Origin of the sequence: Pseudarthrobacter sp. 902506025 (assembly GCF_040702325.1) — a bacterium.
In the GTDB taxonomy this organism is placed as follows: Bacteria; Actinomycetota; Actinomycetes; order Actinomycetales; family Micrococcaceae; genus Arthrobacter.
In genome coordinates, this window is sequence record NZ_JBFBKW010000002.1 from 85088 (window position 1) to 100339 (window position 15252).

14 protein-coding genes are annotated in these 15252 nt (G+C 67.3%); 10 read left to right on the plus strand and 4 right to left on the minus strand.

Annotated elements, in window-relative coordinates:
• Nucleotides 1-150 precede the first annotated feature (150 nt).
• Nucleotides 151-2352, plus strand: coding sequence for an MMPL family transporter (locus tag AB0280_RS04200; RefSeq protein WP_366366279.1), 2202 nt, complete (start codon nt 151-153; stop codon nt 2350-2352).
• Nucleotides 2353-2370: 18 nt separating this feature from the next.
• Here the strand turns inward: AB0280_RS04200 and AB0280_RS04205 are convergent, their stop codons facing one another.
• On the minus strand, nt 2371-3291 hold the full coding sequence (locus AB0280_RS04205; RefSeq protein ID WP_370871810.1) for an NAD-dependent epimerase/dehydratase family protein: 921 nt from the start codon (nt 3289-3291) through the stop codon (nt 2371-2373).
• A gap of 133 nt (nt 3292-3424) precedes the next feature.
• On the opposite strand from AB0280_RS04205, the gene AB0280_RS04210 reads away from it, so the two are divergent.
• Both AB0280_RS04210 and AB0280_RS04215 read left to right on the plus strand, forming a co-directional pair.
• Nucleotides 3425-4171: a TetR/AcrR family transcriptional regulator gene (locus AB0280_RS04210; RefSeq protein ID WP_307491866.1), complete on the plus strand. Its 747-nt coding sequence runs from the start codon at nt 3425-3427 to the stop codon at nt 4169-4171.
• Between the two features lie 92 nt (nt 4172-4263).
• Complete coding sequence (locus tag AB0280_RS04215; RefSeq protein ID WP_159630210.1) at nt 4264-4560, plus strand: hypothetical protein; 297 nt, start codon at nt 4264-4266, stop codon at nt 4558-4560.
• Nucleotides 4561-4578: 18 nt separating this feature from the next.
• On the opposite strand, the gene AB0280_RS04220 is transcribed toward AB0280_RS04215, so the two are convergent.
• A complete protein-coding gene (locus AB0280_RS04220) occupies nt 4579-5826 on the minus strand; it encodes an MFS transporter (RefSeq protein WP_307491863.1) in 1248 nt (415 codons plus the stop codon).
• Nucleotides 5827-5923: 97 nt separating this feature from the next.
• On the opposite strand from AB0280_RS04220, the gene AB0280_RS04225 reads away from it, so the two are divergent.
• The 6 genes from AB0280_RS04225 to AB0280_RS04250 all read left to right on the plus strand — a co-directional run bounded on the left by AB0280_RS04225 (nt 5924) and on the right by AB0280_RS04250 (nt 11081).
• Entirely contained in the window at nt 5924-6247 is a 324-nt protein-coding gene (locus AB0280_RS04225) for an ArsR/SmtB family transcription factor (RefSeq protein WP_043453649.1), read from the plus strand.
• 172 nt (nt 6248-6419) lie between these two features.
• On the plus strand, nt 6420-8288 hold the full coding sequence (gene dnaK / locus AB0280_RS04230) for a molecular chaperone DnaK (RefSeq protein WP_307491861.1): 1869 nt from the start codon (nt 6420-6422) through the stop codon (nt 8286-8288).
• Nucleotides 8289-8291: 3 nt separating this feature from the next.
• Nucleotides 8292-8993, plus strand: a complete 702-nt coding sequence (locus AB0280_RS04235) for a nucleotide exchange factor GrpE (protein WP_307491859.1) — start codon at nt 8292-8294, stop codon at nt 8991-8993.
• An 83-nt stretch (nt 8994-9076) separates the two neighbouring features.
• Nucleotides 9077-10048, plus strand: coding sequence for a DnaJ C-terminal domain-containing protein (locus AB0280_RS04240; protein ID WP_201302379.1), 972 nt, complete (start codon nt 9077-9079; stop codon nt 10046-10048).
• A 15-nt stretch (nt 10049-10063) separates the two neighbouring features.
• Nucleotides 10064-10489: a heat shock protein transcriptional repressor HspR gene (locus AB0280_RS04245; protein WP_141159097.1), complete on the plus strand. Its 426-nt coding sequence runs from the start codon at nt 10064-10066 to the stop codon at nt 10487-10489.
• A 205-nt stretch (nt 10490-10694) separates the two neighbouring features.
• Nucleotides 10695-11081 carry a hypothetical protein gene (locus AB0280_RS04250; protein ID WP_224027230.1) on the plus strand — a complete coding sequence of 129 codons (387 nt, stop codon included), beginning with the start codon at nt 10695-10697 and terminating at the stop codon, nt 11079-11081.
• A 72-nt stretch (nt 11082-11153) separates the two neighbouring features.
• Here AB0280_RS04250 and AB0280_RS04255 read toward each other — a convergent pair whose 3' ends face one another.
• Nucleotides 11154-12563, minus strand: a complete 1410-nt coding sequence (locus tag AB0280_RS04255) for an aldehyde dehydrogenase family protein (RefSeq protein WP_366366282.1) — start codon at nt 12561-12563, stop codon at nt 11154-11156.
• A 231-nt stretch (nt 12564-12794) separates the two neighbouring features.
• On the opposite strand from AB0280_RS04255, the gene AB0280_RS04260 reads away from it, so the two are divergent.
• Nucleotides 12795-13682, plus strand: coding sequence for an SDR family NAD(P)-dependent oxidoreductase (locus AB0280_RS04260; protein WP_366366284.1), 888 nt, complete (start codon nt 12795-12797; stop codon nt 13680-13682).
• Between the two features lie 44 nt (nt 13683-13726).
• Here the strand turns inward: AB0280_RS04260 and AB0280_RS04265 are convergent, their stop codons facing one another.
• Nucleotides 13727-15235 carry an NAD-dependent succinate-semialdehyde dehydrogenase gene (locus AB0280_RS04265; protein ID WP_366366285.1) on the minus strand — a complete coding sequence of 503 codons (1509 nt, stop codon included), beginning with the start codon at nt 15233-15235 and terminating at the stop codon, nt 13727-13729.
• Nucleotides 15236-15252 lie beyond the last annotated feature (17 nt).

Here is a 15252-nt window from a genome sequence, read left to right on the forward strand (position 1 = left end):
GGATATTACTCCAGCGCCGGGCATCGCCGGCTGTCGCAGCTGTCGGACAGGGGGCCGACCCCGAAAAAGCTTGACTGGCACTTATCTCTGTTATGGAGATAATCTATGCTGGAACAAATACTACTCCCCACGCTCACCATGGAAGGCATCATGAAACGCTCAAAAGTTGGCAGGGAACGCGTTCCGTTCTGGCTGCGCTGGCTGGTCCCCGTTGTCTTGGTGCTGACATGGCTGGGGCTGGCCGGGGTAGGCGGTCCCACCTTTGGCCGCCTGGAAGAGGTCTCCTCCAATGACCAGGCATCCTTCCTTCCTGCCAACGCCGAGGCCACCGAGGCCCAGGACTGGCAGGCGAAGTTCCGCGACTCCGATGAGGTTCCCGGCATTGTCGTCATCGAGCAGGACCAGGCCTTCACGCCGCAGCAGCTGGGCGGACTGTCCACCCTGAAGACCGGCCTGGAGAGCCTCAAGCTGGGCAGCACCGTCATTGGCCCGATTCCGTCCAAGGACGCCAAAGCCGTCCAGTTCGTGGTCCCCATCGGATCCTCCGCAGAACTCAAGGACGCGGTCAAGGAACTCCGGGCCACGGTGCAAGAGGCGGCGCCGGACGGTGCGCGGACCTTCGTGACCGGCCCGGCCGGCCTCGCGGCGGACCTCACCGCAGCCTTCGGCGGCATTGACGGCATCCTCCTGCTCGTGGCCCTCTCCGCCGTCTTCGTGATCCTCCTGGTCGTCTACCGGTCCCTGCTGCTGCCCATCATGGTCCTGCTCACCTCAGTGTTCGCGCTCTGCGCGGCCATCCTGCTGGTGTTCGGCATGGCCAAGGCCGGCTGGATCCAGCTCAACGGGCAGAGCCAGGGCATCCTTTCCATCCTGGTGATCGGTGCCGCCACCGACTACGCCCTGCTCTTCGTGGCCCGCTTCCGCGAGGCCCTTACCCACACCACCAACCGCACGGCTGCCGTCCTGACCGCCTGGAAAGCGTCCTTTGAGCCCATCCTGGCGTCCGGCGCCACCGTGATCATCGCGCTCCTGTGCCTGCTCTTCTCCGACCTGAACTCCAACAAGGCCCTGGGCCCGGTGGCCGCCGCGGGCATCCTTTGTGCCCTGTTCGCTGCGCTGACCCTGCTGCCTGCCCTGATGGCTCTGCTGGGCCGGGCCGCGTTCTGGCCTTTCCGTCCCAAGCTCCTCCCCGCTGACGAACGCGAACCTGAACTGGTCACCGGCCTGGAGGGCCAGAAGGGCCTGTGGCGGGCCACCGGCTCGCTCGTCTCGCGGCGGCCAAGGACCGTCTGGGTCGCCTCGGTCCTCCTGCTCCTCGTGGCCGCGGGCGGCCTGTTCCAGCTGAAAGCCAACGGCGTGCCGCAGACGGACGTCATCCTCACCGCATCCAACGCCGTGGACGGCCAGGATGCGCTGGCCCGCCACTTCGACGCCGGCAGCGGCAGCCCCGCCGTCGTGGTTGCCGACCAGGGCAAAGCCGCGGAGGTGCTGGACAAGGTGAAAGCCGACGACGGCGTGGGCGAGGCGTACCTGATGGGCCGCGGCAGCGTGCCTGTCACCGGAGCCCCGGGTGCTCCCACCGCACCGGACGTCCGGGACGGGAAGGTGCTCATCAACGCCACCCTGAAGAACGCCGCGGACTCGCTGGAGGCGGAGGAGACCATCAAGGCCCTGCGCACCGAGGTGAAGGCCGTTGATCCCGGCGCCCTGGTGGGTGGCGTTACTGCCACCGCCCTGGATACCAACACCACCGCCCAGCGCGACCTGCTGGTCATCATCCCGGTGGTCCTGGTGGTCATCCTCTTCATCCTGATGCTGCTGCTGCGCTCCATCGTGGCCCCGGTCCTGCTGGTGCTCTCCGTGGTGCTCTCCTACGCGGCCGCACTGGGAGTCTCGGCCTTCGTGTTCAACAACCTCTTTGGTTTCCCGGGAGCCGACGCCACCGTTCCGCTGTTCGGCTTCGTCTTCCTGGTGGCCCTGGGCGTGGACTACAACATCTTCCTGATGAGCCGGGTCCGCGAGGAATCGCTTAAGCACGGCACCCGGCCCGGCATCCTGCGTGGCCTGGTGGTGACCGGCGGCGTCATTACCTCGGCCGGCGTGGTGCTGGCCGCGACCTTCGCCGCCCTCGGCGTCATCCCCATCATGTTCCTGGTGCAGCTGGCCTTCATCGTGGCATTCGGCGTCCTGCTCGATACCGTGCTGGTGCGCTCGCTGCTGGTGCCGGCCCTGGCCTACGACATCGGGCCGAAGATCTGGTGGCCCAGCAAGCTGGGACGGACGGATGGCCGGGATGCCGTGCAGCCGCGGGAGCCCGACGTCGAGCCCCGGGAAGAGGTTCCCGCCCGTTAGCCCCTGCGTTCCGCCGGACTACCGCTGCTGCCGCCACCATTCCACGGTGACGGCAGCAGCCGTTTCCAGCGGCGTGTGGCTGACTCCAAGCGCTGCCTCGGAAGCTGCGGAGTCCATGACGAAGGGCCGCTCAAACTGGTACAGCATCTCCGCCAGCTCGCGGGCGCCGGCTGAAACCAGTGCCGCCGTCCGGATGGTCCAGCCGGGAAGGACGCGCACCTTCGGGGTGGGCCGTCCCGCCGCCGCAGCGAAGGCCGCTGCAAGTTCCTTCTGCGTGCGCGCCGGCCCCGTCGGGGCATGCCATACGGCATTCCAGGCGGACGGCTGGTCCGCGGCCGCGATCATGGCGCCGGCCAGGTCGGGTACGTAGGTGAACGAGTGCGGCTGGCGGGCGCTTCCCATCACGCTGACGTTCTTTCCCGCAAGGACCGGGGCCAGCATGCGCTCGCCGGCGTGCGCCATCCGGACGCGCGGCCCAAAGAAGTCGCCGGCCACCACGCTTACCGTGGGCGTGGCCGAGGCCTCGCGCGCCTGCAGCAGGTCCGTCCGCACACCGCGCTTGCCTCCGGTGGCCCGGCGCGGGCCCGCCTCGGTGATCACGCGGTCCGGCTCGCTGTAGGAATAGAGGCTTTCAGGGAAGACGACGACGGCGCCCACCTCCTGCGCGGCGCTGAGGACTGCCTGTTCGGCGGCAGGCAGCTCTGCCCGCCACGCGGCCGCGGTGTATGCCGAGCCGTGGATGCAGTGGAAGACGGCTTTGGCGCCGGCAAGGGCAGTGCGCAGAACCGCCGGATCCTTCGCGTCCCCGCTGATGCGCTCGATGAGCGGGTGGTCCGGTCCGCTGCCCGACCGGGTCAGGATGCGCACCTGCCGTCCCCGGTCCGCCAATTGTTCCGCTACCGTCCATCCCACCGGTCCCGCCCCGGTCACAACATATATGTCAGGCACTTTGTCTCCCTTTCAGTAGTTGAGAGCAGTGCTCTCGAAAACAAGGATGCGCGCACAGGGTGTCAGAGTCAAGAGCACTGCTCTCTTTAGCTTCCTACGCTCTCGTTTATGGCATGCTGGGGTCATGGATGATGCCCGCGGAACAGCCGCCGACCAGCCCCGGCTCCTGACGCCCCGGCAGCGCGCGCGGTCGCAGACGGTGGCGGACATCGTCCGGCTGGGCCGGCAGCACCTGGCCACCGACGGTGCGGCCGCCCTCTCCCTGAGGGCCGTGGCGAGGGATCTGGGAGTGGTGTCCTCCGCCGTCTACCGCTACGTGGAGAGCCGGGACGAGCTGCTCACCTTGTTGCTTATCGACGCCTTCGGTGAACTGGGGGACGAGGTGGACGCGGCCGTTGCGGCGGCCCCGGAGGGTGACCATCTTGGCCGGTTCCTGGCCCTGGGCGGAGCCGTCAGGACGTGGGCCCTGCGCGAGCCTGCCAGCTATGCGCTGCTGTTCGGCAGTCCGGTTCCCGGCTACAACGCCCCGGCCGAACGCACCACGGGTCCCGGCACGCGCGTCATCATCAGCCTCATCGGCATCCTGGACGCCGCCTCCCGGGCGGGGCAATTGGCGGTTGTGGGACCATCCCCGCAGCTTCCGCCCACGCTGGCCGCCGACCTGGAGGCCATCCGCCGGGAATTCGGGCTCGCCATCCCGGACGGGCTGGTGGCGCGGGGCGTTTTGGTGTGGAGCTCACTTTTCGGTGCCGTCAGCTTCGAAGTGTTCAACCAGTACGGGCCGGACACCTTCCGGGCGCCGCATGAACTCTTCGACCATCACCTCGCCGTCCTGGCGGGGACCGCGGGCCTGCCGGCGCAGCCCTCCTGACGGGGCGGTTCAAGGCCTGTTGGTGCGCCCGCCCCGTCGATAGACTGCCAGTGCGCCCGGACGGACGCGGAGCCTCAAAGGAGAGATGCACCATGACTGAGAATCCTGAAGTTGCAGCCGAGGAGCCCCGCAAGGGCAGCAGCGCACCCGGCCTGGAGGGGGAAGGCGGCCAGTACGTCGACGGCGACTATGGCGACGCCGGGACCCTCAACGAGCCCGACCGTGACGTTTCGGATGGCGAATACGAGGAAGGCGACTACGGCGACGCCGGCACCACCGGAGGCGCCCGGACGGAGCGTGCCGTCCGCGAGGGCCTCACCGACGGCCAGGTCCAGGCGACCGATGAGGAGCGCGGACCGCTCCATGGGCGCCCCGACTCCGGCCGGTAGGCACCCGCAGGGGTCCCCTTACCCGACGGCGTCCACCGCCACCAGGCCGTCCTCCTTGGCGGGTTGGGCGTCCTTGCTGCGGGCGCGGCTGATGGCTGCCACCGCAGCCAGGACCGTCACCAGGCCGCCATAGGCGTAGGTGGTGACCGGGAGGGAGAGGATGGGGGCCAGCAGGCCTGCCAGCACCGCCGGAACGCCGAAGGCCGTGTAGGCCACGACGAAGAGCGAAGCGAAAGTCCCGGCGCGTTCATGATCCTCCACCAGGGGGCTGATGGACCGGATGACGCCCATGAAGGCAGTGCCGAAACCGGCGCCTGCCACCACCACAGCGGCCAGGAACAGGCCAAACGAATCCAGGCCGAGGGCCAGCAGCGACAGTGCGGTCCCCACGGCCAGCGCCGTCGTGCCGAAGATAGTGATAGTGCGGGCTCCAAAGCGGTGCAGGCAGGCCGCCGACGCGGCTCCGGTCCCCGCCAGGATGGTGATCACCATGCCCTGCCACAGATGCTCCCGGATGCCGAAAGTGGTGTGCACGATCGCGGCGCCAAGGGAGAGGTACAGCCCGCCCGTGGCCCAGCCGGCAAAAACGGCCGGGGCGCCGGTGAGGAATGCGCGGCGTGCGGCCGGCGGCAGGGTCAGGTGCGGCTTGAGTGACGCCGCCGCCCCGGCCGTGCGGGGTGAGGTTTCCGGGCAGGCCCGCACCAGTGCGGCGAACACCACGTACAGGACCGAAAGCGAGACGAACACCAGCACGCGGGGCTCCGCCAGGAGGTCCAGCAGCAGGCCCGATGCCAGCGCGCCCAGGGCCAGGCCGCCCAGGGGTGCCACCGTGTTCCAGGCGGCGCTGGAGCCCGCGTCGTCCTCCGGTTCCAGATCGGCGATGGCCGCGGAGAGCGTGGTGAGGAGGATGCCGCTGGCCACCCCCTGGAGGACGCGGGCCGCCAGCAGCATCGCCAGCGAATCGGCTGCCAGGAAGGTCACGACGCTGCCGGCCAGCAGGAGGAATGCCACGCTGATGACCGGCCGGCGGCCGAGGTGGTCGGAGATGGAACCGAAGACCAGCAGGGCCGCCAGGAGGGCCACGGCGTAGACGGCGAAGATCCCGGTGGTGGCCACCGGCAGCAGGTGCAACTGCTCCTGCAGGGTGGGGTAGAACGGGGACGGCGCGCTGGCTCCGGCCATCATGGCTGCCGTGGCGGCGGCAATGAGGACGAAACCCAGCCGCCGGTGCGACTCTCTGGGCCGGACTGCGGGTGGGTGCGTCACAACATGCCGCCTTCTGCATTGGGGGTGTGGTTGGTTCGAAAATAATCGAAACCTCAGACTACTGGCATGTCCACGATGGTTCAACTAAAGTCGAACCGTGGCTACACCGGCGAACCTCACCCATCCCGAACGCGCGGACCTCCACTTGCCCAGTGTGCTCTTCGCCCTGAGCGATCCCGACCGGCTGGAAATCGCACGCCAGCTCCGTGCCGGCCCCCTCGATATGGCCGAATGCACCCTCGGCAATCCGGAGATGCCCAAGTCCACCAAGTCCCACCTGATGAAGGTGCTCCGCGAGGCAGGCATCATCCGGAACGAGGCCAACGGGCGCGGCCGCAGGCTGACCCTGCGCGCCGAGGACCTTGATGCCCGGTTCCCCGGATTGCTCGCCGCGGTCCTGGACGCGCCCGGCGCGGACTGACGCCTCCGCCCCCCGGCGCGTGCCGCCGTCCTGCGCTGTTGTACGCCCTGAGCAAAGTTGAGCGTAGTTCGCTCAACTTGTGTTGACATCCTTTGGTGGCTGAGTAGAGTTGAGTGCAGAACGCTCAATCATTGGGCGCCAACCAGTTTCCAAGGAAAGAAGGAAGCAACACATGTCACGTGCAGTAGGTATCGACCTCGGAACCACCAACTCCGTCGTCTCCGTTCTCGAAGGTGGCGAGCCCACCGTTATTGCCAACGCCGAGGGTGGCCGCACCACGCCGTCGGTCGTTGCATTCTCCAAGTCCGGCGAAGTCCTGGTTGGCGAAATCGCCAAGCGCCAGGCCGTCAACAACATCGACCGCACCATCGCCTCCGTCAAGCGCCACATGGGCACTGACTGGACCGTCGCGATCGACGACAAGAAGTACACCCCGCAGGAAATCTCCGCGCGTATCCTCATGAAGCTGAAGAACGACGCCGAGTCCTACCTGGGTGAAAAGGTCACCGACGCGGTCATCACCGTCCCGGCCTACTTCAACGACGCCGAGCGCCAGGCCACCAAGGAAGCCGGCGAGATCGCAGGCATGAACGTCCTGCGCATCGTCAACGAGCCCACCGCCGCAGCACTCGCCTACGGCCTGGACAAGGGCAAGGAAGACGAACTCATCCTGGTGTTCGACCTCGGCGGTGGTACCTTCGACGTCTCCCTGCTTGAAGTCGGCAAGGACGAAGACAACTTCTCCACCATCCAGGTCCGCGCCACCGCCGGTGACAACCGCCTGGGCGGCGACGACTGGGACCAGCGGGTTGTCGACTACCTGCTGAACCAGCTCAAGGTCAAGGGCATCGACCTCTCCAAGGACAAGATCGCCCTGCAGCGCCTCCGCGAAGCAGCCGAGCAGGCCAAGAAGGAACTCTCCTCCTCGTCCAGCACCAACGTCTCCCTCCAGTACCTGTCCGTCACCCCCGATGGCCCGGTCCACCTGGACGAGCAGCTGACCCGCGCCAAGTTCCAGGACCTCACCAAGGACCTGCTGGAGCGCACCAAGAAGCCGTTCCACGACGTCATCAAGGAAGCCGGCATCAAGCTTTCCGACATCAACCACATCGTGCTGGTGGGCGGTTCAACCCGTATGCCCGCCGTGTCCGAGCTGGTGAAGGAACTGGCCGGCGGCAAGGAGCCCAACAAGGGCGTCAACCCGGACGAGGTCGTGGCAGTCGGCGCAGCCCTGCAGGCCGGTGTGCTGAAGGGTGAGCGCAAGGACGTCCTCCTGATCGACGTCACCCCGCTGTCCCTCGGCATCGAGACCAAGGGTGGCGTGATGACGCACCTGATCGAGCGCAACACCGCCATCCCCACCAAGCGGTCCGAGACCTTCACCACGGCCGACGACAACCAGCCGTCCGTGGCCATCCAGGTCTTCCAGGGCGAGCGCGAGTTCACCCGGGACAACAAACCGCTGGGCACGTTCGAGCTGACCGGCATCGCCCCGGCACCGCGCGGCGTTCCCCAGGTTGAGGTCACCTTCGACATCGACGCCAACGGCATCGTGCACGTCTCCGCGAAGGACAAGGGCACCGGCAAGGAACAGTCCATGACCATCACCGGCGGCTCCAGCCTCTCCAAGGAAGACATCGACCGCATGGTCAAGGACGCCGAGGAGCACGCAGCCGAGGACAAGGCCCGCCGCGAGGCGACCGACACCCGCAACACCGCCGAGCAGCTGGCCTACTCCGTGGACAAGCTGATCGCCGACAACGCCGACAAGCTGCCCGAAGAGGTCAAGACCGAGGTCCAGGCCGACGTCGACGCCCTCAAGAAGGCCCTCGAAGGCACCGACGACGCCGCAGTGAAGTCCGCATTCGAGAAGCTGCAGGCTTCCCAGACCAAGCTGGGCGAGGCCATCTACTCCCAGGCCGGTTCCCCGGACGGCGCAGCCGCTCCCGGCGCTGAGGGTGCCGCCGGAGCTTCGGCAGGTTCCTCGGACGAAGACATCGTCGACGCCGAGATCATCGACGAAGACGAAGCGAAGAAGTAAACCATGCCGCACCACGGTAACGAGGAAGAGCACAACGCATCCGCCGGCCAGCACAACGCGCACGGCAACGGCCAGGAGCCGGTCATCCGGGACCACCGCAAGGTTGACCCGGTGACCGGGCAGGCCCGGCACCCCGAGGGCGGCCAGTCCGCCCCCGGGGCCGGGGCCCAGCCCGGAGCAGCGGATTCCGACGGCGACGCGCTGGCCCAGGCCGAGGAGATTCTCAACGGCGTGGACATGCCGGCCGAGGAATCCGTGGCCCAGGGGGCTCCGGCAGGATCCACCGGCAACGCCGAGGCAGCCGAACTGCGCAACGACCTGCTCCGCCTCCAGGCTGAGTACGTCAACTACCGCAAGCGGGTTGAACGCGACCGCGCCGTGGCAGGGGAAATGGCCGTCATTGGCGTCCTGAACTCCCTGCTCCCGGTCCTGGACGACGTCGACGCCGCCCGGCAGCACGGTGACCTCACCGATGGTCCCTTCGCCGCGATCGCCAACAAACTGGAGAACGCGCTGAAGACCTACGGCCTGGTCCGCATCAACGAGACCGGCGTGGAGTTCGATCCCACGATCCACGAGGCCCTGATCCAGCAGCCCGGCGAGGACATCGAGGTTGACACCGTCAGCCAGGTCCTCCGCTCAGGCTACAAATCAGGAGAACGCGTCCTCCGCGCAGCCCAGGTCATCGTCGCGGTCCCTGCGTAGCATTACCCCGGTGGCTGAGCTTGTTGGAACCCAGGTTTCGACAAGCTCAACCACCGCCCCTAACTTTTTGAAAGGAAACGCCATTGGCTAGCCAGGATTGGGTGGACAAGGACTTTTACAAGATCCTTGGTGTTGCCAAGGACGCTTCCGAAGCCGATATCAAGAAGGCCTACCGGAAGCTTGCGCGGCAGCACCACCCTGATACGAATGCGGGGAACGCTGCTTCCGAGAAGAAGTTCAAGGACATCTCCGAGGCTTATTCGGTGCTCTCGGATCCCGACGAACGCCAGCAGTACGACGCTATCCGGGCCATGGGCAGCGGTGCCCGCTTTGCTCCGGGGGGTGCCGCGGGCGGCAACGGCGGGTTCGAGGACATGTTCGGCGGCCTGTTCACCGGCAACACCGGACGCCATGCGGGCGGATTCAACCCCGCAGGCGGCGGGATCCCGCCCGAGTTCGCTGACCTCTTCGGCGGCTTCGGCGGTGCACCCGGCTTCCAGCGCACCCCGCAAAAGGGTGCCGACCGTACGGCCTCCACCAGCATTTCCTTCGCCGGGTCCATCCGCGGCACCACCATTGGCCTGCGCGAGCCCAGCGGGGAGGTCATCGACGTCCGTGTCCCTGCTGGCATCAAGGACGGCCAGAAGGTCCGCGTCCGCGGCAAGGGCCAGCCGGGTGCGGCCGGCAACGGCGACCTGGTGGTGTCCGTCTCCGTCCAGCCCCACGCCTTCTACACGCGCGACGGCGACAACCTCCGCATCCACGTACCCGTCACCTTCCCGGAGGCTGCGTTGGGAGCGGACATCGAAGTTCCCACCATCGACGGCGAGAAGGTCAAGGTGCGCGTTCCGGCGGGCACGCCGTCGGGCCGTACCCTGCGGGTCAAGGGCAAAGGCGTGAAGACGTCCAAGGCCACGGGCGACCTCCTGGTGACCATCGACGTCGCGGTTCCCAAGAATCTCAACAAGGATGCCGAAGCTGCGGTCAAGGCGTTCGCCGAGGCCACGTCGTCGGCGGATGTCCGTGAGGGCCTGGCAGCCAAGGCCCGGCTCTAGGAGCGGAGGTGAGCCGTGGACATCAGTGCTGACCAGCCGATCTTCGTGATCTCCGTGGCTGCCGAGCTGGCGGACATGCACCCGCAGACCCTGCGGCAGTACGACAGGCTCGGGATCGTCAAGCCCAGCCGTGCCCCGGGCAAGTCCCGGCGCTACTCACAGCGGGACGTGAACATGCTGCGCGAAGTGCAGCGGCTGTCCCACGAGGGTGTGTCGCTGGAGGGGATCAAGCGCATCCTGGAACTCGAAAACCAGGTGGCCGCGCTGCAAAGCCGGATCTCGGAACTCACCGAGGAACTGGGCCGCCGTCCGCGGGCGGTGGATTCACGGATCTTCGCCGCCGGCGCCGCCGGTGACGTGGTGAGCCTGGCGCGGGGGCAGCGGCCCCGGCCGAGGTCCCAGGCCATGGTGGTCTGGCGGCCGCGGGCCATCGGGCAGTAGAAGCCGGCCAGCAGGGCCCGGCAGGTACCGCCTTCCGGCGTTCCGCGAAATTAGAGTACCCACTACTCGTGACGGAAAAGCCCCCTGAAACTTGAATGGAACCATCGCCGGATCAGCGGCGATGGTTCCGCAAGTTCTGGGGGTTTTCCGTGTTTGAAGTTCTCAGCAAAGCTCTTAACAGCAAGGCCCGGCCGTGAGCCCGGGAATGGAAGCCGTGGCTGCCTTCAGCGGCTCCATGCCGGGCCAGGTCCTGCTGGCCATCGGCCAAACCATCGTGGTGGTCTGCGTCTGCTTCGACATGGTCCGCGAGTTGTCCGTCCCGAGGTCGCACCGGCGCTTCGTGGCCAGTACCGTGTTCCGGACCTTGGCCATTCCCTCGGTCATGGCCAACGCCCTGACCGTCTTCATCGCCCTGGTGAGGTCGTCCTGGGTCGATGTGGTGATGGGCATGTTCGTGCTGGTGGCCATCGTCTTCCGCTTCCACCACAACAAGGACGAGGACAACTGGTGGAAGGGCAAGGGCAAGAAGCTCGCCCGCTGGGCCCGCCGGCAGTTCGCCGGCCGGACGTCCACCGCACCGGCCATGGGCTAGCAACACCGGCAAACAGTACAGCGGGGTCCTGCATGCGGGTTGCATGCGGGACCCCCGCCGTTGAAGTCTCGATCAGCCGTTGATGACCTGGGGGACGCCGAGCGCTTTGAGGCCTTCGACGCCGAACTCCACGCCGTAACCGGACTGCTTGGCTCCGCCGAACGGGATGCGGGGGTCAACGGCGCCGTGCCGGTTGATCCACACCGTGCCGGCCTGGATCCGGGCTGCGACCTCGCGGGCGGTCTTCAGGTCCGGGGACCAGACGGAGGCGCCGAGTCCGACGTCGAGTCCGTTTGCCTTCTCCACTGCTTCGTCGATGGTGCTGTAGCGGATGATCGGCAGGGCCGGGCCAAACTGTTCCTCAGCCACCAGCGGGTTGTCGTTGTCGATGTCCGCTACCAGGGTGGTGGGGTAGAAGTAGCCGGGCTGGCTGGTGTCCGGGTTCCCGCCGAGCAGGACGCGTGCGCCCGAAGCCTTCGCTGCCTCCACGAGGTTCGCCACGACGTCGTACTGGGCCTTGTTCTGCAGTGGGCCAAGTACGTTGTTCTCGTCCAGGCCGTTGCCCATCGGCATGGCCTTGGCCACCGCTACAAGTTCTTCGCACACGGCGTCGTAGATGCTGTCGTGGACGTAGAGGCGCTTGAGCGCGGCGCAGGTCTGGCCGGTGTTGAGGAACGCACCCCAGAAAACGTCCTGGGCGATGGCCTTGGGGTCGGCGTCCGGCAGGACGATGCCGGCGTCGTTGCCGCCCAGTTCCAGGGTTAGCCGTTTGACGGTGTCCGCGGAGGACTTGATGATGGCGCGGCCGCCGGCGGTGGAACCGGTGAACATGATCTTGCCGATCGCCGGGTGGTCGGTGAGGCGGGCGCCGACCTCGCGGCCGCAGGAAACCACCGAGATGATGCCGTCCGGGAGTTCCTCGTTGAGGACCTTGACCAGGGCCAGCACGGACAGCGGGGTGTTGCCGGAGGGCTTGACCACCACGGCATTGCCCATCCGCAGGGCCGGGGCGAGCTGCCAGACGGCGATCATCATGGGCCAGTTCCAGGGGCCGATCGCGCCGACGACGCCGATGGGCCGGTAGTGCAGCTCGGCTCGGGTCTCGCCGTCGTCCACGATGGTTTCCGGCTCCAGCGGCAGGCCGGCGGTGGCGCGGAGCCACGCGACGCAGGCGCCGACTTCGAAGCGGGCGTTGGGGCCGTTGAGGGGTTTGCCCTGCTCGCGGGAGAGCAGTTGGGCGAGTTCCTCGGCGGAGCGCTCGACGGCGTCGGCTGCTTTGAGGAGCGCGGCGGACCTTGCGTCGTGGCCCAGGGCAGCCCAGGTGGGCTGGGCGGCGACGGCGGCGGACACGGCGCCTTCAAGGTAGTCGAGATCGTGGATGGGGGCTTCGCCCACGGCTTCACCGGTGGCAGGGTCAAAGATGGTCCGGCCGGTGCCGGCGGCGGGGGCAATGGACGCGAGAAGCGCATCATAGGTTTCCAAGGGATACTCCACTTCGAGTAGGCAAGGACGCCAGCCGGTCGGCGTAGCGGGTTACTCCCAGTGTGGGCTGGCCCCTGCTCCAGGCTCTTGTCTTTGTGCGCAGACTCCTTGACGCTGGGAGCATGTCCCGCCGGACGTGCCCGGCTGCCCCGACATATTGCTGGATCCCACTGTGCCGGGGAAACTGTTCGAAGCAGGCCACCTCGAATACCGGCAGCAGGGAGCACGTCCATGAGCGAACAGGCAACTGCGGACAGCAATACTGCGGCCGTTCCGGTGGTCCTGATCACCGGAACGTCTACGGGTATTGGCCTGGCCAGCGCGATTGAGACAGCCCGTTCAGGCTGGAAGATAGTTGCCACCATGCGTGATCTGAAACGTGCAGAGGCCCTGCGGGCAGAAGCGCGCGCGGCAGGAGTGGAGCTGGACATCCGGCAGCTCGACGTCACTGATGCGGGGGACATCCAGCGGGAAATCGCCTATTGCCTCAACACATACGGCGGGCTGGATGCCCTGGTCAACAATGCCGGCAGCGCAGCCGTGGGCACGGTGGAAATGATGGAAACAACCGACTTCCACAATGCCATGGAAGTGAACTTCTTTGGCGTGGTCGCCCTGACACGTGCCGCCATGCCACTCCTGCGCGACTCCAGTGGATGCGTCATCACCGTCAGTTCCGTTGGGGGAGTGGTGGGCCAACCCTTCAATGAGGCCTACTGCGCGGCGAAATTCGCTGTGGAGGGCTTCCTGGAGAGCCTCCAGCCCGTGGCCAGGACGGTTGGGGTAAGGGTGCACCTTATTGAGCCGGGCGCGGTCTCCAGCAGTTTTGTGGAGAACGCCGGAATCGACTCAGGTGCCTTGCTGTCCGCAGCAGGACCGTACCGCCCCGCCATTTCGGCCTACCTGGAAAGAACCAGCCGGCAGTTCGCAAGCAGCAGCGCTCAACAGCCGGCCGATGTTGCGGAGGTGGTCCTGTCCACGCTCCAGGACAGCAGCGCGGCGTTCCGTATCCAGACGTCCTCCTGGGCACGCGACTTCGTAGCTGCCAAGCTGAATGACCTGGACGGGAGCAAGGTCACCGGCCTGACGGCCGGCTGGGTCACCACGCAACAGGGTTGACTTCACCTCCCTGCTCCCGCCAACACCCACCATGCCGCCGCGCGCTAGTGGCCCGCGTGGGGGTCGGCGATGCCGATGTATTGGGTCGTGGTGTATTCGGCGATGCCTTCGGAGCCGCCTTCCCGGCCGAGGCCTGATTGTTTGACGCCGCCGAAGGGTGCTGCGGCGTTGGAGATGACGCCGGCGTTGAACCCGACCATGCCGAACTCGATCTGTTCGGCGACGCGGAGGAGCCGGTTGAAGTCCTTGCTGTAGAGGTAGGAAGCCAGGCCGTACTCGGTGTTGTTGGCCAGTTCGATGGCTTGCTGCTCGCTGCTGAAGGTGGTGATGGGGGCGACGGGTCCGAAGATTTCCTGGCCGAGGATCGCGGCGTGGTTGGGGACGTTGGCCAGGACGGTGGGCTGGTAGAAGTAGCCGGGCCCGTCCACGGGGGCGCCGCCGGTCACGGCCACCGCCCCGGCCTCCACGGCCGCTGATACCAGGGTGTGGACGTCGTCGCGGGCGCCGGCGTCGATCAAGGGCCCGACGGTGGTGGCGGGGTCGGTGCCGCGGCCGGTGGTCAGGGCGCCCATGGCGGCGGCGAACTTGGCGGTGAACTCGGGGGCGACGGTTTCGTGGACGAGGAAGCGGTTGGCGGCGGTGCAGGCTTCGCCCATGTTCCGCATTTTCGCGGCCATGGCGCCGTCGACCGCGGCGTCGAGGTCGGCGTCCTCGAAGACGATGAAGGGGGCGTTCCCGCCGAGTTCCATGGAGGTGCGGAGGACGTTCTGGGCGGCGTCGGCCATCAGGCGCTTCCCGACCGGGGTTGACCCGGTGAACGAGACCTTCCGGAGCCGGGAGTCCTTCAGCAGCGGCCCGGAAATCCCGGACGCGGAGGAGGAGGCGACGACGTTGAGGACCCCGGGCGGGAGGCCGGCGTCGAGCATGGTCTGGGCGAAGTACTGCGCCGTGAGCGGCGTGAGTTTGGCGGGTTTGAGGACCATGGTGCAGCCGGCGGCGACGGCGGGGGCGACCTTGCGGGTGGCCATCGCGAGCGGGAAGTTCCAGGGGGTGATGAGCAGGCAGGGTCCGACGGGTTTGTGCTGGACCAGGATTTTGTTCTTGCCCTCGGGGGTGGTGAGGTAGCGGCCGTAGTCGCGGACGGTTTCCTCGGCGAACCAGCGCAGGAACTCCGCCCCGTAGGCCACTTCGCCGCGGGCCTCGGCCAGGGGTTTGCCCATCTCCAGGGTCATCAGCAGCGCGAAGTCCTCCGCCCGTTCGGTGACCAGGTCGAAGGCGCGGCGGAGGATCTCGGACCGTACCCGGGGTGCGGTGCGTGCCCACGACGCCTGGGCCGCGTCGGCCGCGTCCAAAGCCGCGACTGCATCGGCGCTGGTGGCGGAGGCGAGGGTGGCGAGCACCTCCCCGGTGGCCGGATCGTGCACGTCGAACGTGCCGCCGTCGGACGCTTCCACCCACTCACCATCGATCAAAAGACCAGTGGGCACGGAGGCAAGGAGCGTGGCTTCGCGCTCCGGTGTGAGGGCAGGGGGCAGCTCGGAAGTAACTGTCATGGGAAGTCCTTAGGAAG

Bases quoted from the DNA above. Each gene is read 5' to 3' on its own strand.
- AB0280_RS04200 (WP_366366279.1), top strand. From the start codon at position 151: ATGAAACGCTCAAAAGTTGGCAGGGAACGCGTTCCGTTCTGGCTGCGC.
- AB0280_RS04210 (WP_307491866.1), top strand. From the start codon at position 3,425: ATGGATGATGCCCGCGGAACAGCCGCCGACCAGCCCCGGCTCCTGACG.
- AB0280_RS04215 (WP_159630210.1), top strand. From the start codon at position 4,264: ATGACTGAGAATCCTGAAGTTGCAGCCGAGGAGCCCCGCAAGGGCAGC.
- dnaK (WP_307491861.1), top strand. From the start codon at position 6,420: ATGTCACGTGCAGTAGGTATCGACCTCGGAACCACCAACTCCGTCGTC.
- AB0280_RS04235 (WP_307491859.1), top strand. From the start codon at position 8,292: ATGCCGCACCACGGTAACGAGGAAGAGCACAACGCATCCGCCGGCCAG.
- AB0280_RS04250 (WP_224027230.1), top strand. From the start codon at position 10,695: ATGGAAGCCGTGGCTGCCTTCAGCGGCTCCATGCCGGGCCAGGTCCTG.
- AB0280_RS04260 (WP_366366284.1), top strand. From the start codon at position 12,795: ATGAGCGAACAGGCAACTGCGGACAGCAATACTGCGGCCGTTCCGGTG.
- AB0280_RS04265 (WP_366366285.1), bottom strand. From the start codon at position 15,235: ATGACAGTTACTTCCGAGCTGCCCCCTGCCCTCACACCGGAGCGCGAA.